17 protein-coding genes and 1 pseudogene are annotated in these 20,490 nt (G+C 63.3%); 11 read left to right on the top strand and 7 right to left on the bottom strand.

Annotated elements, in window-relative coordinates; all coding sequences use genetic code 11:
• The 3 genes from KY379_RS13850 to KY379_RS13835 form a co-directional block, all read right to left on the bottom strand.
• Window positions 1-1,290 (bottom strand): OprD family porin, encoded by a 1,290-nt coding sequence (locus KY379_RS13850; RefSeq protein ID WP_261242318.1) that lies wholly within the window; start codon window positions 1,288-1,290, stop codon window positions 1-3.
• 758 nt (window positions 1,291-2,048) lie between these two features.
• Window positions 2,049-3,155, bottom strand: coding sequence for an agmatine deiminase (aguA, locus tag KY379_RS13840; RefSeq protein ID WP_133327617.1), 1,107 nt, complete (start codon window positions 3,153-3,155; stop codon window positions 2,049-2,051).
• A 214-nt stretch (window positions 3,156-3,369) separates the two neighbouring features.
• Window positions 3,370-6,270 carry an aminotransferase gene (locus KY379_RS13835; protein WP_261242278.1) on the bottom strand — a complete coding sequence of 967 codons (2,901 nt, stop codon included), beginning with the start codon at window positions 6,268-6,270 and terminating at the stop codon, window positions 3,370-3,372.
• Window positions 6,271-6,444: 174 nt separating this feature from the next.
• Here KY379_RS13835 and rfbB point away from each other — a divergent pair, with 174 nt between their 5' ends.
• Together rfbB and rfbA are read left to right on the top strand one after the other, a co-directional pair.
• Window positions 6,445-7,527 carry a dTDP-glucose 4,6-dehydratase gene (gene rfbB / locus KY379_RS13830; RefSeq protein WP_196173651.1) on the top strand — a complete coding sequence of 361 codons (1,083 nt, stop codon included), beginning with the start codon at window positions 6,445-6,447 and terminating at the stop codon, window positions 7,525-7,527.
• Window positions 7,524-8,399, top strand: coding sequence for a glucose-1-phosphate thymidylyltransferase RfbA (rfbA, locus tag KY379_RS13825; protein WP_196173649.1), 876 nt, complete (start codon window positions 7,524-7,526; stop codon window positions 8,397-8,399). The genes rfbB and rfbA overlap by 4 nt, the downstream gene beginning before the upstream one ends.
• A gap of 13 nt (window positions 8,400-8,412) precedes the next feature.
• Here rfbA and KY379_RS13820 read toward each other — a convergent pair.
• Window positions 8,413-8,766 (bottom strand): annotated as a pseudogene (locus KY379_RS13820) (RNA-guided endonuclease InsQ/TnpB family protein); the annotation flags it as partial.
• 86 nt (window positions 8,767-8,852) lie between these two features.
• Between KY379_RS13820 and KY379_RS13815 the strand changes: the two are divergent.
• From KY379_RS13815 to KY379_RS13790, 6 genes are all read left to right on the top strand, one after another.
• Complete coding sequence (locus tag KY379_RS13815) at window positions 8,853-9,110, top strand: transposase (protein ID WP_261261835.1); 258 nt, start codon at window positions 8,853-8,855, stop codon at window positions 9,108-9,110.
• Window positions 9,111-9,180: 70 nt separating this feature from the next.
• Window positions 9,181-9,726, top strand: coding sequence for a dTDP-4-dehydrorhamnose 3,5-epimerase (gene rfbC / locus KY379_RS13810; RefSeq protein WP_261240966.1), 546 nt, complete (start codon window positions 9,181-9,183; stop codon window positions 9,724-9,726).
• On the top strand, window positions 9,723-10,583 hold the full coding sequence (gene rfbD, locus KY379_RS13805) for a dTDP-4-dehydrorhamnose reductase (protein ID WP_133327627.1): 861 nt from the start codon (window positions 9,723-9,725) through the stop codon (window positions 10,581-10,583). The genes rfbC and rfbD overlap by 4 nt, the downstream gene beginning before the upstream one ends.
• 39 nt (window positions 10,584-10,622) lie before the next feature.
• Entirely contained in the window at window positions 10,623-12,437 is a 1,815-nt protein-coding gene (locus tag KY379_RS13800) for an ATP-binding protein (RefSeq protein WP_133327629.1), read from the top strand.
• Complete coding sequence (locus tag KY379_RS13795) at window positions 12,434-13,843, top strand: sigma-54-dependent transcriptional regulator (RefSeq protein ID WP_133327631.1); 1,410 nt, start codon at window positions 12,434-12,436, stop codon at window positions 13,841-13,843. Before KY379_RS13800 ends, KY379_RS13795 begins: the two co-directional genes overlap by 4 nt.
• On the top strand, window positions 13,840-14,295 hold the full coding sequence (locus KY379_RS13790; RefSeq protein WP_133327633.1) for a YiiD C-terminal domain-containing protein: 456 nt from the start codon (window positions 13,840-13,842) through the stop codon (window positions 14,293-14,295). The genes KY379_RS13795 and KY379_RS13790 overlap by 4 nt, the downstream gene beginning before the upstream one ends.
• Here KY379_RS13790 and cysQ read toward each other — a convergent pair.
• Both cysQ and nudE read right to left on the bottom strand, forming a co-directional pair.
• On the bottom strand, window positions 14,284-15,111 hold the full coding sequence (gene cysQ / locus KY379_RS13785) for a 3'(2'),5'-bisphosphate nucleotidase CysQ (RefSeq protein ID WP_133327635.1): 828 nt from the start codon (window positions 15,109-15,111) through the stop codon (window positions 14,284-14,286). The two genes, KY379_RS13790 and cysQ, sit on opposite strands and share 12 nt — an antisense overlap.
• Window positions 15,108-15,674 (bottom strand): ADP compounds hydrolase NudE, encoded by a 567-nt coding sequence (gene nudE, locus KY379_RS13780; RefSeq protein WP_133327637.1) that lies wholly within the window; start codon window positions 15,672-15,674, stop codon window positions 15,108-15,110. The genes cysQ and nudE overlap by 4 nt, the downstream gene beginning before the upstream one ends.
• Before the next feature lie 64 nt (window positions 15,675-15,738).
• Between nudE and yrfG the strand changes: the two genes are divergently transcribed.
• A complete protein-coding gene (gene yrfG, locus KY379_RS13775; RefSeq protein WP_133327640.1) occupies window positions 15,739-16,401 on the top strand; it encodes a GMP/IMP nucleotidase in 663 nt (220 codons plus the stop codon).
• Window positions 16,402-16,506: 105 nt separating this feature from the next.
• Here the strand turns inward: yrfG and lysM are convergent, their stop codons facing one another.
• Window positions 16,507-16,947 carry a peptidoglycan-binding protein LysM gene (gene lysM / locus KY379_RS13770; RefSeq protein WP_133327642.1) on the bottom strand — a complete coding sequence of 147 codons (441 nt, stop codon included), beginning with the start codon at window positions 16,945-16,947 and terminating at the stop codon, window positions 16,507-16,509.
• Window positions 16,948-17,121: 174 nt separating this feature from the next.
• Here lysM and fdhD point away from each other — a divergent pair, with 174 nt between their 5' ends.
• Window positions 17,122-17,961, top strand: coding sequence for a formate dehydrogenase accessory sulfurtransferase FdhD (gene fdhD, locus KY379_RS13765; RefSeq protein ID WP_261240961.1), 840 nt, complete (start codon window positions 17,122-17,124; stop codon window positions 17,959-17,961).
• On the top strand, window positions 17,958-20,303 hold the full coding sequence (locus KY379_RS13760; RefSeq protein WP_261240959.1) for an FdhF/YdeP family oxidoreductase: 2,346 nt from the start codon (window positions 17,958-17,960) through the stop codon (window positions 20,301-20,303). Before fdhD ends, KY379_RS13760 begins: the two co-directional genes overlap by 4 nt.
• Window positions 20,304-20,490 lie beyond the last annotated feature (187 nt).

Here is a 20,490-nt window from a genome sequence, read left to right as displayed (position 1 = left end):
TCAGAAGAAGCTGATCGGGTATTCGACGAAGACGCGCACTTCGTTGCCGTCGTCGAAGTAACCGTTCTGGCGAACGCTCTCCGAGGTCCGCAGCCAGGAGCCACGCAGCTTGAGGGACAGGTCCTTGGCTGGGCCGTCTTGAACCACGTATTGCAGCTGGTTGAAGATTTCGCGCTCTTTACCTTCGCCGAAGCCGTGGGTGTTGATGTTGTCACCCCGCACGTAGGCGATCTTGTAGCTCAGGCCCGGTACGCCATAGGCACCGAAGTCCAGGCCGTAGGCGATCTGCCAAGAGCGCTCGTCTTCGGCGTTGAAGTCGGACCAGTAGGAGTTGGCCAGGTAGATGGTCGAGCCACCGTCACCCACGCCGCCACGGTCCTGGTACCAGCCGTACTGGTAGCCGGTGCTGCCGGTGCTGCGCTGGTGGGCGATGGTCACCGAATGCGGGCCGAAGGCGTAGGTCGCCGCCAGGCTCCAGATGGTGTTGTCGTCGCCGGTCAGGTCGGCGCGGTCGACGTACTTCTTGTCGATGTCCGACTTGTAGCCGTTGAAGTCCAGGGTCAGGGACTGGTCTGCCGAGATCGGGTAGACGTAGTTCAGACCCAGGTAGTGCTTCTTCATGACGTCCTGGACATCGGAGGTGTACAGGGACGCGGTGAAGTTCTCGGTGAACCTGTAGCTGCCGCCGAACACGTCGATCGACTTCAGGTGGCCGCTGTCACGACCTTCGGCGCTCTTGCGCGCTTCCTGGGTGAAGTGACCGGCGTTCACCACCAGACCTTCGATCTCCTTGGAGGTGATGAAGGTACCGGTGTAGCTCTCAGGCAGCAGGCGGCTGTCGTCGTACTGCAGCACCGGCAGCTCGGGCATCATGTCGCCATACTTGAGCACCGTGTTGGAAACACGGAACTTGATGGCCGCGCCGCCACGGGCCAGGTTGTGCGGCGAGTTGGCTGGGTCGGTATCACTGGCCTTGAAGAAGTCGATGCCGGGAGCGCCGTTGCGGCCCTTGCCGCCGTCCAGGCGCAGGGCGTACAGGCCGAAGGCATCGACGCCGACCCCGACGGTGCCCTGGGTGAAGCCGGACTCGAACTTGCCGATGAAGGCCTGGCCCCACTCGCTCTGGTCTTTCGTACCGTGCTTCTTGTCGCGGTTCATGTAGGCATTGCGCAGCAACAGGTTGGCGTGGCTGTCTTCGATGAAGCCTTTGCTTTCGGCCTGATCGTTGGCCTGGGCCTGGGTCGCGGCGATCAATGCCAGGGCGACCAGGCTGATCCTGGTTTTCAACATTTGTTTTCCTTATTTCGTAATCAAAAACGCGCTGCAAGATGACGCCGGGAACCAACGCCCCAGTCGTAGGCTTCGACGTTAATGCGGATCCGAACTGGAAAGCCCGCCGGGACAAGCGCAGCGGGCCTTGAACAGCAGCATGGCCAGGGATTGGCCAGCAGGCGTTGGCCGAATCCTAGCCGTGCATGATTACAAATGTCAAAAACTCGTGAAATGCAGGTTGATCTACCTGGTTTTTCGCCTTAGTCCGGGCATTTTTCTCAGTTTTCCAACCTATCCAGGGTATTTTGTCCTACAACCGGCGGCAGCGCTGCACGGGTATGGATCACAAACGAAAACGCCACCGCGAGCGGTGGCGTTTTACGCTGGCAGAGGTGACTGGAGTTCAGCGCCAGACTGCCTGCAAGGCTTCCAGCTCGGCATCGCTAAGCAGACCTTGCGGGTAACGCCCGTCAAGCAGACGTCGGGGGTCGGTCGTCCTGACCCGTTTGCATCCATGGTGCTTCAACCACTGCGTCAAAGTTTTGAGCGATTGAGGACTCATTGCCGATGGGGGCAAAACCGACTCACTTGCGGCGTTCATCTCTACACGTACTCCCTGGGCCGTGAGCGGCTAACTTACGTCGTCATTGTTACAGTACGGGGGTGCCGTATCTGCTTGAAAAAACGATACAAAACGTATGCCATCCTGGTATACCAGATGTCGCCCAACAAAAAGGCCCGTCACGGGACGGGCCTCTTTCGACTCAGGTCATCGCTCACCGCTTTACCGGTGCCGGTTGCTGCTGAGTCAGGCAATGAATGTTGCCACCGCCGAGCAACAGCTCACGCCCGGGGATCATCACCACTTCGTGATTGGGGAAGACCTTGCTCAGAATCGCTCTGGCTTGGGCATCGGCTGGGTCGTCGAAGCTTGGGGCAATGATGCCGCCATTGACGATCAGGAAGTTGACGTACGAGCCGGCCAGCCGCACCGATGGGTCGCGTTCCTGGCTGCCCTGCACCTGATCGACGCCTGCGCACTCTTCTTCGGTCGCGTACAGCGGGCCCGGAATCGGCATCTTGTGCACGACGAACTCGCGGCCTTTGGCGTCGCGGGTATTTTTCAGCACCTCATAGGCGGCATGGCAGCGCGCATAGTTGGGATCGTTGGAATCATCTGTCCAGGCCAGTAACACTTCGCCGGGTGCGACGTAACAGCAGAAGTTGTCGACGTGGCCATCGGTCTCGTCGTTGTACAAGCCATCCGGCAGCCAGACGATGGTGTCCACCGCCAGATGATCGCGCAGGATGGTTTCGATCTGCTCGCGATCGAGGTGCGGGTTACGGTTGCGATTGAGCAGGCACTCTTCGGTGGTGATCAGCGTGCCTTCACCATCGACGTGGATCGAGCCGCCTTCGAGCACGAAGCCCTCGGTGTGGTAACGCTGGCAGCGCTCCATTTCCAGCACCTTGGCCGCCAATTCCTCGTCGCGGTTCCATGGCGCATACAGGCCACCGTCGAAACCGCCCCAGGCGTTGAAAGCCCAATCCACGCCGCGCACTTCGCCGTGGTCGTTGATGACGAAGGTCGGCCCGGTGTCACGCACCCAGGCGTCATCGTTGCTGATCTCCACCACTCGGATGTTGGGCAGGTCGAGCTGGCGGCGAGCGTTCTCGTATTGGCCGGCAGAAACGGCCACGGTCACTGGCTCGAAACGGGCGATGGCCTTGGCCAAGGTCAGGTGAGCCGCCTGGGCCGGCTTGCCGCCCAGGCGCCAGTTGTCCGGGCGCTCCGGCCAGACCATCCAGACCTGGCTCTGGGGAGCCCACTCGGCTGGCATGTGGAAGCCATCGGCGCGGGGTGTGGAATTGAGGGTTTTCATCGGTAAACCTCTGCGAGGGCCCGGTGTCGATCCGCACCAGGTCGTTGGTCAATTGGATGGCATCGGCGTGTATCCGTTCTGCCGGCAAGTTCATGCCTGAGAATAGAACGCTTTATAGCCGATATATATCGGCATTTAAAGCAGACATGCTAAATTTTTAGACATAGAAATGCCTCACATACCGATAAGAATCGGCATATGAGGCTGTAAAGGCTTAAAGACCTTCCGCCAGGATGCGGTCAACGCTGTCGACGAAGTAGTCGACGCTGGCGCGGGTGGTGCACATCGGCGGCTTGATCTTGAGGATGTTCAGGTAGTCGCCGGTTGGCTGCATGAAGATGCCCAGGTCACGCAGGCGGTTGCAGAGGTGTTGGGTCTCCGCCGTGGCGGGTTCCAGAGTCTGGCGATCGCGCACCAGCTCCAGCCCCAGATAGAAGCCCGAGCCATGGGCAGCCCCGGCAAGCGGATGTTTATCGACCAGGGACTGCAGGCGCCCCTTGAAGTAGGCACCGGTTTCCCGGGTGTTCTGCCACAACCCCTCCTCCTGCATGACATCCAGCACCGCCATGCCGATCCGGCAGCTCACCGGGCTACCGCCGGCCGAAGAGAAGAAGTAGCCCTCGGCCTCCAGCGCCTCGGCAATCTCGCGTCGGGTGATGACCGCGCCGAGCGGCTGGCCGTTGCCCATGCCTTTGGCCATGGTAATGATATCGGGCACCACACCCTGCTCCTCGAAGCCCCAGAAGTACTCACCGAGGCGGCCATAGCCGACCTGCACTTCGTCGGCGATGCACACGCCGCCACGGGCCCGTACCTGGGCATAGGCTTCGCGCAGATAACCGGGCGGCAGCGAGATGCCCCCGGCGTTGCCATAGACCGGCTCGCAGATCATGCCCGCCAGCTGGCGTCCCCGGGCATCGAGATCGGCAAGCTTGGCCTCTACGTCGCGCAGATAGTCGCCAGCGCTGTCTGCACCGCGGTAGCGCCCGCGGAAGGTATTGGGCGCCTCTACCGGGTGCACCCAGTCCGGTCGCGTTTCCAAAGCCTGTGGGTTGTCGGCGATCGAAGTGGAGATCGCGTCCGTGGCCACCGACCAGCCGTGATAGGCCTCCAGCACGCTCAGCAGGTCGCGCCCGCCGCTGTAGGCCCAGGCCAAGCGGATCGCCAGATCGTTGGCCTCGGTGCCGCTGTTGACCAGGAACACCCGATCGAAGCCCGGCGGTGCCAGGGCCAGCAAGCGCTCGGAGAAATCGGCGATGGCGGCGTAGTGGAAACGCGAGTTGGTGTTGAGCAGCGACCATTGCCGCGCCGACTCGGCGGCCATGCGCGGATGACCATGACCGAGCACCGCGACATTGTTGAGCATGTCGAGGTACGAGCGGCCTTGCATGTCGATCAGGTAGTTGCGCCAGCCACGTTCGATGTGCGGCGGCTGCGCGTAATAGTGCTTCTGCGAGCGAGCGAAGCTGGCATCGCGGCGAGCCAGCAAGGCGGCCGGGTCTTGCAGCGGTTCGGCATCGCAATCGAAACCCAGTAGCGCCGCCGGCGACGGGCACAGGGCCAGCCAGGCAGCCGCATGGGATGGCTTGGCGAAGAACGGTGGCTGCACGTTCGGCGCTCGGCACAGTTGGACCGCGAGCAGGGCCGAGGCGCTGCCCAGCGACTGGCCCCGGGCAATCGTCGCAGCGTCTTCCGGCGCTCGCTCCAGGCCGCTCAACCACAGGCTCCAGCCGTCGCTGCGCAAGCAACCTCGCCCTTCGCCGGTACGCTGCCAGATGCCCTCCTGGGGGGCGTGAACGGCAGTGCCGGGTTGCAGGTGCAACTCCACACCCAAGGCGCACGTGGCCGGTTCATCGGGGCGATCGATATGGGTTTGCGAAAGGCGATACTGGCCATGCAGGGTGCAGGCCGGCGCGGGTTGGGCGGCCAGCAGACGCTGATCGAAACCAGGCTGCTGCCAATTGCCAGCCTCATGATGACGACTGAGCACGCCCAGGTCGAGCCGTGTCACGGGCAGCCCGGCCAGCGCGGGTAGCAATGGCACGCAGCCCTGCAAAGCCGGGGCCTCGGCGTTCAAGCCGGCCGCTTGCAGGATGGCCGCTTCCATCAAGGCGCAAGGAACCGCCGTGGCAGTGTCGAAGATGTCCCACTCGTGGGCGATATTGTCGAGGATGTACTGATTGCCCGGATCGATCGTCAGTTGCTGCTCGCTGCTGAGGACGAGCACGGCGGCGCGGTTCAGCACCAGCGGCCACAAGGCGCGCAGCTCGGCCTCGGTGAGCGGGTTACAGGCGTGATAGGCAGCTACCGCAGGCAGGACACGCAGGGGATCGCCCTCGGCGTGATGCAACAACGCCGCGCAGGTGACCGACAGATCGGCGATCCGCCAGGTGCGCAACAGATCGCCGAAATCGATCACCCCCTGCAGTTGCCATTGGCGTTCGTCATCGCGGGCCCATACGGCGTTGTCATCGGTGATGTCCAGGTGCACGGCCTGGCTTGGCAAATGCGCCGCCAGCGGTGCCAGGCGCTCGGCTGCCAATTGCGTCGCCTGTTCGACGCTGGTGCGTTTGGACGCATCCTGAAGGCTCGGAAGCAAATGGGCGATGAGCGCGTGGGCATGTTGTGGGTCCCACTGCAACGTCCGCGTCAGGCCAGGGTGGTCGAAATCCGCCAGGGCCTTGTCGACCCGAGCGCACAGCTCGCCAAGCTCGGCCATCAGCCGCGGCGGCATGTGCTTGATGCGGGTCAGCGGTTGACCGTCGATATAGTCGAGCAGGCGGGCGCGCAGTGCCTGGCCTTCGACGTCCATGGCGAGCAGCGCCTGGCCGTCGCGTGCGGGACGCACTGCCGGCACGGGCAGGCCCTGCTCGCGCAGGTAGGCCAACGCCGCATGCTGCGCCTCGAGCTCTACCTGGGCATAGCTGGCGTGGCAGACCTTGAGCACGAACCGTCCCTGATCGCTGTCGACCCTGAAATTGAGGTCCTGCTGGCTGCCCAGCGACTGCAGGCTGCCCGCCAGATCGTAGTGCGCCCGCAGCAGGGCATGCGCCTGAGCTTCGCTGAGCGAAGGGGTGGGCTGACTGGAACGCTGGATCAGGGTGCGGAGGGGCATGAACGGGGAACCTCGGTTTTTTTCTGCGTATATCGCCACTAGCGCGGCGAATAAACAAGAGGGCTTTGAGACAAAGCGTCGGATACACGGTGCAGCCGGCACTTGCCTAGGGGGGCCGCAGCCGACAAGCTACTCTGATTAAGCACACCACCGCTGGCCAGAAGGCAATCGCACATGCGCATCCTCGTCACCGGGGGAGCCGGTTTCATCGGTTCGGCCCTGATTCGTTACCTGATCAAACACACAGAGCACGAGGTGCTGAATCTCGATAAGCTCACCTACGCAGGTAACCTCGAATCACTTCACTGCATTGCGAGCAACAGCCGCTACGAATTCGCCAAGGCAGACATCTGCGACCAGCGTACCGTCGCCGCATTGCTGGAGCGTTTCCAACCCGATGCGATCATGCATCTAGCCGCCGAGTCGCATGTCGACCGCTCCATCGAAGGCCCTGCCGCCTTCATTCAGACCAACATCCTCGGTACCTACACCCTGCTCGAAACCACCCGTGCCTGGTGGCAACGTCTGTCGACGGACAAACGCCAAGCCTTCCGCTTCCACCATGTTTCCACAGATGAGGTGTATGGCGACCTGCACGGTGTCGATGACCTGTTCACCGAAACCACGCCCTACGCGCCGAGCTCGCCGTACTCCGCCAGCAAGGCGGCATCCGATCATCTGGTCCGTGCCTGGTACCGCACCTACGACATGCCGGTGCTGCTGAGCAACTGCTCGAATAACTATGGCCCTTTCCAATTTCCGGAGAAACTCATACCACGGGTCATTCTCAACGCTCTGGCTGGCGAACCCTTGCCGGTGTACGGCAACGGCCTGCAGATACGCGACTGGTTGTTCGTCGATGACCACGCCCGAGCCCTGCTTCAGGTGCTGATCCGGGGCACGGTTGGTGAGACCTACAACATCGGCGGGCACAACGAACAGAAGAACATCGATGTGGTACGCAGCATCTGCGCGCTGCTCGAAGAGCTGGCGCCGGAGCGTCCAGCGGGCGTGGCACACTATACCGACCTGATCGCCTTCGTTAAGGATCGCCCCGGCCACGACGTACGCTACGCCATCGATGCGAGCAAGATCGAGCGCGAGCTCGGTTGGACTCCGGAAGAAAGCTTCGAGTCCGGCCTGCGCAAGACCGTGCAGTGGTACCTGGGCAACCTTGAATGGTGCGCGCATGTCCAGGATGGCAGTTACCGAGGTGTCCCCTTGGCCCACTCCGACTCGAATGACCTGATCGCATGACCAAAGGTATCGTCCTGGCGGGCGGCTCCGGCACCCGCCTGCACCCCATCACTCTCGGCGTCTCCAAGCAGCTGCTGCCGATCTACGACAAGCCGATGATCTACTACCCGATCTCGGTGCTGATGCTGGCCGGTATCCGTGACATTCTGCTTATCTCCACCCCGCAGGACCTGCCCCAGTACCGCCAGTTGTTCGGTGATGGTCATCAGTTCGGCCTCAACCTCAGCTATGCCGAACAACCGTCTCCAGACGGTTTGGCCCAGGCGTTCCTGATCGGCGAATCGTTCATTGGTGACGACTCGGTCTGCCTCATCCTGGGCGACAACATCTTCCACGGACAAGGCTTCAGCGAGCAGCTTCTGCGGGCTGTACGCCAATCCTCAGGGGCAACGATATTCGGCTACTGGATCAAAGACCCGGAACGCTTCGGTGTGGTCGAGTTCGACGACCAGGGCAAAGCCCTGTCAATCGAGGAGAAGCCGCTCGAACCGAAGTCCAGCTATGCCGTCACCGGGCTGTACTTCTACGACAACGACGTGGTCAAGATCGCCAAGGGCATCAAGCCGTCGCCACGCGGCGAGCTGGAGATCACCGACGTCAATAATGCCTACCTGCAACGCGGCGACCTGCGTGTCGAGCGTTTTGGCCGTGGCTTCGCCTGGCTCGACACCGGCACCCACGACAGCCTGCTGGAAGCTTCCCAGTACGTGCAGACCATCGAACACCGCCAGGGCCTGAAAGTGGCCTGCCTGGAAGAGATTGCCTTCCAGAAGGGCTGGATCGGTCGTGACCAGTTGCAGGCCAAAGCCGAGGAACTGAAGAAGACCGGTTACGGGCAATACCTACACACCCTGGCGAAAGAGCACGCTTGACATCCTCCCCACCCTAAAGGACGGGGATTCCTACAGGTAGACGGCCATGCCCGACCGCGAGAATGTTCCTCGCCGCGTTAATGTCGCGGTCGTGAGTGACACCACACTCACAAGTCCATTCTCTTATTCCAAGGCCGGTCCTACCTTTCGGACTACTGGGCGGGAGTGCGCCGCAATGCGAACAGGCTTGGGTGGTGTACGCTTCGTTGACTTCACGAAAAACGATGCCTGCGCTATCGCATTTGTAAGACAGCATCGTTTTCAACATGCCCCAACCGGCGTCGTGCACCGACTTGGCCATTTGGGTCTTAGCCAACGCTTTGGGCTTGACGTTGCCAACAACGATCAGCCCGCACCGCTGCACAAGCGCGGTGCTGAAGTTCGTTCAGGTAATTCCAGGCAGTGTTAACCGACCGCGCCCACGCGCGCAGAACGGGCGCATGCCTGTCCTTGATGCGCAATTGGAGGGTTTTGGTGGTTTTCATTCTGGATTGGCCTTTATCCATATTGTTCAGCAAAATAGCGCGTTTACCATGGTTTTATCAAGGTTGGTCTAGTGGAGGATTCGTTGCGTGTTATTTCCCGGAATTGATGCAACCAGCCTGGCAGGGGAATGCGTTATGGTCGGCGTCGTATTTCGCCGGCAGCGTAGGCGGTGCGTCATTGGACGGGGTTCGGCGCTACATCGAGGAGCAAGACAGGCCGGCGTAAGGGCGCGCAGTTCGCACGCCTCGCTATCCCTCCCCGCACTAAAGTACGGGGTATGTCGCGGAGAAAACCGATGAATATCATCAAGACCGCTATCCCCGATGTCGTGATCATCGAACCCAAGGTGTTCGGCGACAGCCGCGGCTTCTTCTTCGAAAGCTTCAATGCCCGCGCCTTCGCCGACCAGACCGGAGTCGATGTGACGTTTGTCCAGGACAACCACTCGCGCTCGCAGAAAGGCGTGCTGCGCGGCCTGCACTACCAACTGCAGAACCCTCAGAGCAAACTGGTGCGCGTGGTCCAGGGCGAAGTGCTGGACGTGGCCGTGGACATCCGCAAGCACTCGCCAACCTTTGGCCAGTGGGTTGCCGTGCGCCTGTCCGCCGACAACCACCGCCAGCTGTGGGTACCGGCAGGCTTCGCCCACGGTTTCGTGGTGCTGAGCGAATCGGCCGAATGCCTCTACAAGACCACCGACTACTACAACCCATCCGCCGAGCGCTGTATCCGTTGGGATGACCCGACCCTGGCGATCGACTGGGAGCTGGCCGAGCAACCGCAGCTGTCGGCCAAGGACCAGGCTGGCGTGTCGTTCAAGGACGCGGAGCTGTTCCCATGAAGGTCCTGGTGTGTGGCCGCAACGGCCAGGTCGCCCAGGCCCTGCAAGCGGAACTGGGCGGCCTCGGCGAGTTGCACCTATTGGGCCGCGAACAACTCGATCTGGCTCAACCCGAAGCGCTGCGCGAACCCTTGCGGGAACTGGCGCCCGACCTGATCATCAACGCCGCCGCACACACGGCGGTGGACCAGGCCGAACACGAAACCGAACTGGCCTTCGCGATCAACGCCGAAAGCCCCCGGGTTCTGGCCGAGGAAGCCGCCCGCCTAGGCGTGCCGCTGATCCATTACTCCACCGACTACGTGTTCGATGGCGACAAACCGGCCCCCTACACCGAGGACGACGCACCGAATCCGCTGGGGGTGTATGGCCGCAGCAAGCTGGCCGGCGAACAAGCCATCGCTGCCGTCGGTGGCGAGCACCTGATCCTGCGCACCAGCTGGGTGTATTCGCTGCACGGGCGCAATTTCCTGCTGACCATGCAACGCCTGCTCCAGGAAAAGCCCGAGCTGCGCATCGTCTGTGACCAGATCGGCGCACCGACCTGGGCCAGTACCATCGCATTCAGCACCCGCGCGCTGATCGAACGCTGGCAAAACGGCCAGGCCGGCGCCTGGGGTACCTACCACCTCACCGCCCAGGGCGAGACGTCCTGGTTCGGCTTCGCCCAGGCCATCGGCGAACAGCTCAAGGCCCGGGGGCTGCCATGCGCCGAGCTGCTGCCGATCCCGTCCAGCGAGTATCCGACCCCTGCGCGCCGACCACTCAACTCCCGGCTCGACTGCTCGCGCCTGGCCCGTGAGTGGCAGGTCAGCCAACCGCACTGGCAGCAGGCGCTGATCGACTGCCTGAAGTAGCGCATAATTGCGCCAGACCCTTCTGGCGCATTCCACCCGATGATTGCAAAGCCCACGCCTCCCCGCCGCCCACGCTGGCGCAGCCTTGCCCTCCTGGCCCTGTGCCTGGCTCCCTTGCTCTGGCCGCTGCACCACCTGGCCGAGCGCTATTATCAGGACCAACTGGCATCGCAGAATCGCCAGACCCTCGACCTGTACGTGGCCAATCTGCTCGGCACCTTGCATCGGTACGAGACCTTGCCGCAGATCCTGGGTGACCTGCCGGCATTGCGTAGCGTGCTGGCCGACCCATTGCGCCTCGAAGCGGTCACCAACGCCAATCGCCTGCTCAAGGACATCACCCGGCAGACCGGCGCCGAAGTGATGTACCTGATGGACGTCCGCGGCAACACCTTGGCCGCTTCCAATTGGGACAAGCGCGACACCTTCGTGGGACGCAACTTCGCCTTCCGCCCCTATTTCAATGAAGCCATGGCCGGCCACCTGGGTCGTTTCTTCGGTCAGGGCACCACCTCGGCCAAACGCGGCTACTTCTTCGCCGCTGCTGTGCGCGACCGCGAGCGGGTGATCGGCGTGCTGGTGGTCAAGGTCGATCTCGACCACACCGAAACCCTCTGGGGACGCACACCGGAGCAATTGCTGGTGACCGACCACAACGGTGTGGTGGTGCTCACATCGCGACCGGAATGGCGCTTTCGTGCCACGCGCCCGCTGAGCGACGCCGAGCGCCAGGCCATCATCGCCATCCAACCCTACCCGACCCAGGCGCCGCAACCATTGCAACTCAACCATGACGCCTGGATCTCGCAGAGCCGCGACATCAAGGAAACCGGCTGGCAGGTCAGCATCCTGGCGCCGCGCATGCTGGTCGACCGCTCGGTGCAGACGGTGATGGCCATCGGTGGCGCCACGCTGCTGGTGCTGATGCTATTGGCCGGCCTGCTGATGCAGCGACGCCGTCACTACATCGACCGCATCGACTTCGAGGCCAAGGGCCGCCAGGAGCTGGAAAAGCGCGTGGCCGCCCGCACCGCGGACCTAGAAGGACTCAACACCCGCCTGAAAAGCGCCGTGCTCGAGCGCGAAAACGCCCAGCAGGAGTTGGTGCGGGCCCAGGACGAGCTGGTCCAGGCCGGCAAGCTGTCGGTGTTGGGCACCATGTCGGCGAGCATCAGCCACGAACTCAACCAACCCCTGGCGGCGATTCGCAGCTATGCGGAAAACGCCGAGATCCTGCTCGACCACCAGCGTACCGAGGACGTGCGCGGCAACCTCAAGCTGATCGGCGAGCTGACCGGGCGCATGGCCTCGATCATCGCCCATCTGCGCGCCTTTGCCCGCCGCGACCGCCATGCGCCGGAAAGCGTGGCCTTGCAACCGGCGCTGGACGACGCACTGGCATTGCTGGCCAAGCGCAGGCGGGCGATGGCCGTCGAGCTGATCCGCGACTTGCCCGAGGCCACCTTCTGGGTGCAAGCCGGCGAAACCCGATTGCGTCAAGTGCTGGGCAACCTGCTGGCCAATGCCCTCGACGCCCTGACCGAGAAGGCCAACCCGCGCAAGCTCTGGCTAAGTGCCGAAAGACGTGACGACGACGTCTACCTGTACATCCGTGACAATGGCCCGGGCTTCAGCCGCCAGGCCTTGGAGCATGCCAAGGAACCTTTCTTCACCACCAAGACCCGCACTCAGGGCCTGGGCCTAGGCCTGGCCATTTGCGAGAGTCTGATGCTGGCCCTGGGCGGCGAACTGCTGCTGGGCAATCACCCGGAAGGCGGTGCCTTGCTCACCCTGCGCCTACGCGTGGCCAAGCCCGGAGCCAACCTGCAATCTTCGGAGGATACGTCGGCATGACGACCGAGCCCCTGATCGACAGCCGCGCCCAGGTGATCCTGGTCGACGACGACCCCCACCTGCGCCAGGCCCTGAGCCAAACCCTGGACCTGGCCGGGCTCAAGGTGCTCGCCCTGGCCGATGCCCAGGGCCTTGCCGAGCGTATCGAGCCGGACTGGCCGGGGGTGGTGGTCAGCGATATCCGCATGCCCGGCATCGATGGTCTGCAACTGCTCGAACAGCTGCACGGACGCGACAACGAACTGCCAGTGCTGCTGATCACCGGCCACGGTGACGTACCGCTGGCGGTGCAGGCAATGCGCGCCGGTGCCTACGACTTCCTGGAAAAGCCCTTCGCCAGCGATGCGCTGCTCGACAGCGTGCGCCGCGCCCTGGACCTGCGCCGCCTGGTCCTGGACAACCGAAGCCTGCGCCTGGCCCTGAGCGACCGCCAGCAGCTGGCCACGCGCCTGGTCGGCCATTCGCCGGCCATGCAGCGGCTGCGTGAACAGATCGGTGCACTGGCCGGGACCCGCGCCGACGTGCTGATCTTGGGCGAAACCGGCGCCGGCAAGGAAGTGGTGGCGCGGGCGCTGCACGACTTGTCCAGCCGTCGCGACGGCCCCTTCGTCGCCATCAACGCCGGCGCCCTCGCCGAGTCGGTGGTCGAGAGCGAGCTGTTCGGACACGAACCCGGCGCGTTCACCGGCGCGCAGAAGCGCCGCATCGGAAAGTTCGAGTTCGCCAACGGCGGCACGCTGTTCCTTGACGAGATCGAGAGCATGAGCCTGGACGTACAGGTGAAACTGCTGCGTCTGCTTCAGGAGCGCGTGGTCGAGCGCCTGGGCGGCAACCAGTTGATCCCCCTCGACCTACGCATCATCGCCGCGACCAAGGAGGACCTGCGCCAGGCCGCCGACCAAGGGCGCTTCCGCGCCGACCTCTACTATCGACTCAACGTGGCGCCGCTGCGCATCCCGGCCCTGCGCGAGCGCGGTGACGACATTCTGGTGCTGTTCCAGCACTTCGCCGATGCCGCCAGCGAGCGCCACGGCCTGACGCCCCATAGCCTGCAACCCGCCCACCGCGCCATGCTCTTGCGCCACGAATGGCCAGGCAATGTGCGCGAACTGCAGAACGCGGCGGAACGCTTCGCCCTGGGCCTGGAGCTGGCCCTGGATGGCCAGGCACCCACAGCGCCGGCGCCGGCCACAGCAGTCGTGACCGGCAACCTCAGCGAGCAGGTCGAACAGTTCGAGCGCTCGCTGATCGCCGCCGAACTGGGCCAACCCCACGGCTCCATGCGCAGCCTGGCCGAGGCGCTCGGCATTCCGCGCAAGACCCTGCACGACAAGCTGCGCAAGCATGGCCTCAATTTCGAAGGCGGCAGCAGCGGGCATGACGACCAAGAGGACAACCGCCCATGACCACCGACAGCCAGTACCTGCAAACGGTGCTGCATAACGACATTCCCCTGACCCGCGAGATGGGCCTGGAGGTCATCGATTGGCAGGCCCACTGCCTGCGCCTGCAACTGCCGCTGGCGGCCAACGTCAACCACAAGAGCACCATGTTCGGCGGCAGCCTTTACTGCGCCGCAGTGCTGGTGGGATGGGGCTGGTTACACCTGCGCCTGCGCGAGCTGGGCATCGACGACGGCCATATCGTCATCCAGGAAGGCCAGATCAGCTACCCGCTGCCGGTGACCGGCGCTGCGGTGGCGCGCTGCCCAGCGCCGGACGAGAAAACCTGGGAGCGTTTCCTGACCCTGTACCAGCGGCGTGGCCGAGCACGCCTGACGCTGCACACCACGGTGAGCAACGCAGGCAGCGATGAGCCCGCCGTGACCTTCAGCGGCCAATACGTGCTACATCGCTAGCGCGAGCTGGACCAACGCCTGGCGCCACCTGGCAGTGCCGGGCAACGCCAGGAAGAACGGGTTGAGCAGTGACTCACGAGGCGGATAACGGAATGCCTGGCCATCGAGCCCGATCACCTCTCCGCCAGCCCCTTCCAGCACGCCCTGGGCCGCAGCCGTATCCCACTGCGAGGTCGGCGCCAGACGCGGATAGCAGTCGGCACTGCCTTCGGCCAGCAGGCAGAACTTCAACGAGCTGCCGATATTGGCCAACTCCAGTTCTCCCACCGCAGCCCCCAGCCCGGCCAGCAACGCTTCCTGCTCGGGGCTGGAGTGACGGCGGCTGGCTACCACGGTGAAGCGGCCATCGGCTGGCGGGGTGTTGCGCACCTGTATCGCCACGACCTGTCCATCGGCCTCGGCGCGCCAGGCGCCCAGGCCGCGTCCACCGAAGTAGGCGCGCCCGTTGGTAGGCATGGTCACCACGCCAAATACCACCTCGCCATTCTCGATCAGCGCAATGTTGACGGTGAATTCCTCGCTGCCGGCGATGAATTCCTTGGTCCCGTCCAATGGATCGACTAGCCACCAGCGTTGCCAGCCCTGGCGTTCGGCCAGGGGGATATTGCAATCTTCCTCGGACAGTACCGGGATCTGCGGCGCCAGCGCCTGCAAACCGTCGACAATGACCTGATGCGCTGCCAGGTCGGCAGCGGTCACCGGGGAGTCGTCGGCCTTGCTCTGCACGGCAACGTCGGCCCGCCAGTAAGGTAGGATCGCGTTGCCGGCCAGAAGGGCGAGCTTGACGACTTCATGCATCAGTTGCTGGTCACTCATGACTCGAACAACCCCCGCTGGATCAGTAGGTCACGGGCCAGGTACAAGGCCGCCAGGGCGCGCCCTTCGGTGAACTGCGGGTGCATGGCCAGGGCCGAAAGCTCGCGCAGGTTGACCTTGTCGACCCGCATCGGCTCCGGCTCGTCGCCTTCCAGGCGCTCCTCGTAAAGGTCACTGGCCAGCACCACCTGGATCTTCTGGCTCATGTAGCCCGGCGACAGCGACAACTCGGTCAGGTGTTCCAGCTGACGCGCGCCGAAGCCGGCTTCTTCCTTGAGCTCCCGTTCAGCCGCGGCCAGCACGTCTTCGCCTGGTTCGATCAGGCCCTTGGGCAGCGACAGCTCGTACTCATCAGTGCCCCCGCAATACTCTTCCACCAGCACGGCGTGCTCAGCGTCCAGCATTGCCACGATCATTACCGCGCCGTAGCCGTTGCCCCGCCCGACCAGCCGTTCGTAGGTCCGCTCGTTGCCATTGCTGAAGCGCAGTTGCACGGCCTCGACACGGAACAGGCGGCTGCTGGCGACGATTTCGCGACTGAGGACGGTGGGTTTCTGGCGCATGGGGCGGCTCCTTGGCGTGAACGGGTTACTATACCGTGGCTTGCCGACTGATCGAGAGTTTCCCATGCCTGTTCTTCCCTGGCCCGCCATCGATACCGTCCTGCTGGACATGGACGGTACCCTGCTCGACCTGCACTACGACAACCGCTTCTGGCTGGACCACCTGCCGCAACGCTATGCCGAGCTGCATGGGGTGAGCCGGACAATGGCGGAGCTGGAACTGCAGCCGCTGTTCGAGCGCAACGCCGGCACCCTGAACTGGTACTGCCTGGACTTCTGGAGCCGCGAACTGAAGCTGCCGATCCGCGAGCTCAAGCGCGAAATCGCCGATCTGATCGCCCTGCGCCCGGATGCCGATACCTTTCTCGCAGCAATCCGCCAGGCCGGCAAGCGCGTGGTGCTGATCACCAATGCCCACCGCGATTCGCTGTCGCTTAAGTTGGAGCGGGTGGAACTGGCCCCCTACTTCGAGCGGTTGATCAGTTCACACGATTACGGTTATCCGAAGGAGAGTCCGCAGTTCTGGGATGCGTTGCAGGCCGATATCGGCTTCGAGCCGCAACGCAGTCTGTTCATCGACGATACCCTGGCGATCCTGCGCAGTGCCCGACGGTTCGGCGTAGGACACCTGCTGGCAGTGCGCCAGCCCGATAGCCAGGCACAGCCTCGCGATACCGAGGAGTTCGCGGCGGTGGAGGATTACCGGGAGTTACTGGTTGGCCTGTGAGGGCCTCTTCGCGGGCAAGCCCGCTCCCACAGGATCTCCACAGGTCCGAACATTGTGGGTTACTTGTGGGCTTGCCCTCGAAAGGGCCGAGACAGCAGGTAGAAATCAGTCAGGAATACGCAGCACCTGACCTGGGTAGATCTTGTCCGGATGCTTGAGCATCGGCTTGTTGGCCTCGAAAATCTTGTTGTACTGGTTGGCATCGCCGTATACGACAACCGAAATGGCCGACAGCGTGTCTCCTTTTTTCACAGTGACGAACCTCGCTGCCGCCACCACCGGCCCGGTCACGGTGATCTGATCATCGACGCTGGCCACCCCAGCGATGTTGCCAGCGGCGAGAATGATCTTCTCTTTCTCCTCCTGGCTGGCAACCTCCCCCTTGAGGATGACCTTATCGCCCTCTACAGTGGCGCTGATGTTCGGATTGCCCAGGCCTACGCTTTCAACGTGCTTCTTGAGCTGCTCCTCGGCATTGGCGTTGCCGGGGGTCAGCAGGTCGATCAACTTCTCGCCGGCTTCTTTCACGAAACTGAACAGGCTCATAGCGTTCTCCTTGTCGATATGGACTCGAACCTTGGAGTCTAGGGCATGAATGACAATCCCGCCCCGCTGCGACCCATCGACGCAGTCTATCAAGGCATAGACCCTAGCGATTAGACGTCACCGGCCCACACGCCTAGGCTTGTGCTATCAAATAGCCGCCGGTAATCCACGCCGATGCACAGCAAACCCCCGGTCTGCGCGGCGTCATCGCCCCTGACCCTGCCCGCTGCCAGCAACACCTACGACTACGTCCAGCTCGACGACGGCGCGAAGGCGCGCACGCCGCTGGCCGAGGAAGTGGCCCTGGCGATCGTCTACAACGGCCTCAACCAGGCAGTGATGCTGGTCAGCCCCACCGACCTCGAGGACTTCGCGGTCGGCTTCAGCGTCGGCAGTGGCATCGTCGAAGGCACCACGGAAATCTACGACCTCAAGCTTTCCGGCAGCGGATCGGCGATGTACGCCGATCTGGAAATCTCCAGCCGTGCGTTCTGGAACCTGAAGAACCAGCGCCGGCAATTGGCCGGGACCAGCGGCTGTGGCCTGTGTGGGGTCGAAGCCCTGGAGCAGGCCTTGCCGGAGTTGGCCGTGCTGCCGGGCGCACCACTGCCGCCGGCGCACTGGCTGGCCAACCTGCGTGAACGGATCGATGCCTTCCAACCGCTCGGCCAGCACTGCGGCGCAGTGCACGCGGCGCTGTTCATGAACGATCAGGGCGACCTGCTGCTGGGCCGTGAAGACATCGGCCGGCACAACGCCCTGGACAAGCTGATCGGCGCGCTGCTGCGCCAAGGCATCGACGCCACGGGTGGCCTGGCCATCGTCACCAGCCGCTGCAGCCTGGAGCTGATCCAGAAAGTCCTGCGCGCTGGCATCCAAACCCTGGTCAGCCTGTCGGCACCGACCGGCCTCGCCCTGCAATGGGCACGCAAGCACAACCTCAATCTCATCCATCTGCCCAAACACAGCGCACCGCGGGTCTATAGTCCTGCGGCGGAGTCCCATCAGTCGTGACCTCGTACCAACACATTCCAGACAACACCCCCGCCTCTTCCCCACGCTACAAGCCCTACCACGGCCCCGCCGGTGGCTGGGGCGCGCTGCGCAGCGTGGCCAAGGCCTGGGTGAGCAGCGACAACGCGTTGAAGAACATCCGCGCGCTGCTCAAGACCAACCAGAACGGCGGTTTCGACTGCCCCGGCTGCGCCTGGGGCGACTCGCCCGAAAGCGGCATGGTCAAGTTCTGCGAGAACGGCGCCAAGGCCGTCAACTGGGAAGCCACCAAGCGCCGCGTCGACGCCGCCTTCTTCGCCCGCTACAGCGTCAGCGCGCTGTTGGCGCAGAGCGACTATTGGCTCGAATACCAGGGTCGGCTCACCGAACCCATGGTCTATGACCCGCAGACCGACCGCTACCAGCCGATCGAATGGGACGCCGCCTTCGCCCTGATCGCGCGCCATCTGAACGACCTGACCAGCCCCGATCAGGCCGAGTTCTACACCTCCGGACGTGCCAGCAACGAAGCGGCCTACCTCTACCAGCTGTTCGTGCGCGCCTACGGCACCAACAACTTCCCGGACTGCTCGAACATGTGCCACGAAGCCAGTGGCGTGGCGCTCGGGCAGAGTGTCGGCGTCGGCAAAGGCACCGTGACCTTCGATGACTTCGAGCATGCCGACGCGATCTTCGTCTGGGGCCAGAACCCAGGCACCAACCACCCACGTATGCTCGACCCCCTGCGCGACGCGGTGAAGCGCGGCGCCCAGGTGGTATGCGTCAACCCGCTCAAGGAACGCGGCCTGGAACGTTTCCAGCACCCGCAGAACCCACTGGAGATGCTCACCAACAGTGACCGTCCGACCAACACCGCCTTCTTCCGTCCGGCGCTGGGCGGCGACATGGCGCTGTTGCGCGGCATGGCCAAGTTTCTCCTGCAGTGGGAACGCGAGGCCCAGGCCAAGGGCGAGCCCGCGGTGTTCGACCACCTGTTCATCGCCGAGCATGGCCATGGCGTCAATGAATACCTCGCCGTGGTCGACAGCACCTCGTGGGAGCACATCCAACAGCAATCAGGACTGGACCTGGCTGACATCGAGCTTGCCGCGCGCATGTACTGCCGCGGCAAGCGCGTGATCATGTGCTGGGCCATGGGTATTACCCAACACCGCCATTCGGTGCCGACCATCCAGGAAATCGTCAACCTGCAGATGCTGCGCGGCAACATTGGCGTACCAGGTGCTGGCCTGTGCCCGGTACGCGGCCACAGCAACGTGCAGGGCGACCGCACCATGGGCATCAACGAGCGCCCGCCGGCGGCGCTGCTCGATGCCATTGAGCGACGATTCAACTTCCCGGTCCCGCGGCACAATGGCCACAACACCGTCGAAGCCATTCACGCCATGCTCGAGGGCCGGGCCAAGGTGTTCATCGGTCTGGGCGGCAACTTCGCCCAGGCAACCCCGGATACCGAGCGTACCGCCCAAGCGCTGCGTAACTGCGAGCTGACCGTGCACATCAGCACCAAGCTCAATCGCAGTCACCTGGTCCATGGCAAACAGGCGCTGATCCTGCCCTGCCTGGGTCGCACCGACATCGACCTGCAGGCCGACGGCCCGCAAGCGGTCACCGTGGAAGACTCGTTCAGCATGGTCCACGCCTCGAACGGCCAGCTCAAGCCACTATCCCCCCAGATGCGCTCGGAGCCTGCGGTGATCGCTGGCATCGCGGCGGCCACCCTGGGCAAGAAACCGGTGGACTGGCACTGGTTGGTGGCCGACTACGACCGCATCCGCGACCTGATCGGCGACACCATCGCCGGCTTTGCCGGATTCAACGAACGCCTGCGCCACCCAGGCGGGTTCTATCTCGGCAACAGCGCCGGCAGCCGTGAATGGAAGACCAACACTGGCCGGGCCAACTTCAAGGCCAACCTGCTGCCCGACACCCTGCTCGACGAACGCGTGCGCGCCAGCGGTCAGCTACCCGACCTGATCATGCAGTCGATGCGCTCCCACGATCAGTACAACACCACCATCTATGGACTGGACGATCGCTACCGTGGCGTGCGCGGCCAACGTGAGGTGCTGTTCGTCAACGAAGCCGACATCGTGCGCCTAGGCTTCCAGCCTGGGCAGAAGGTCGACATCGTCTCGCTGTGGGGTGATGGCCACGTACGCCGGGTACAGGGCTTCACGCTCCTGGCGTTCGACATCCCCGCCGGCCAGGCAGCGGCGTATTATCCCGAGGTGAACCCGCTCATTCCGCTGGAGAGCATTGGCGACGGCAGCCATACCCCGACCTCGAAATTCGTCGCCATCAAGCTCGAGCGAGCCCGGGACGACGGGCGTATCGTGTAGACGTCAGAGGGTTGGCAATACCCTCTTGCAGCATTGAAAAAGCCCTGTTCCGCAACGGTTCAGGGCTTTGTCTTAACCTACTGAGACACGAGAAAATTCATAAAGTTTCATCATAAAAACAATAACTTAGATAATTGTGTACAACTCGTGCTACTCGTCGGATTTGCGTTGCCAGGCGCCTTCGAGA

Origin of the sequence: Pseudomonas sp. HD6422, assembly GCF_025377065.1 — a bacterium.
In the GTDB taxonomy this organism is placed as follows: Bacteria; Pseudomonadota; Gammaproteobacteria; order Pseudomonadales; family Pseudomonadaceae; genus Aquipseudomonas; species Aquipseudomonas putida_U.
The sequence above is the reverse complement of the archived record's forward strand: the minus strand, read 5'-3'. Positions and strand labels throughout refer to the sequence as shown.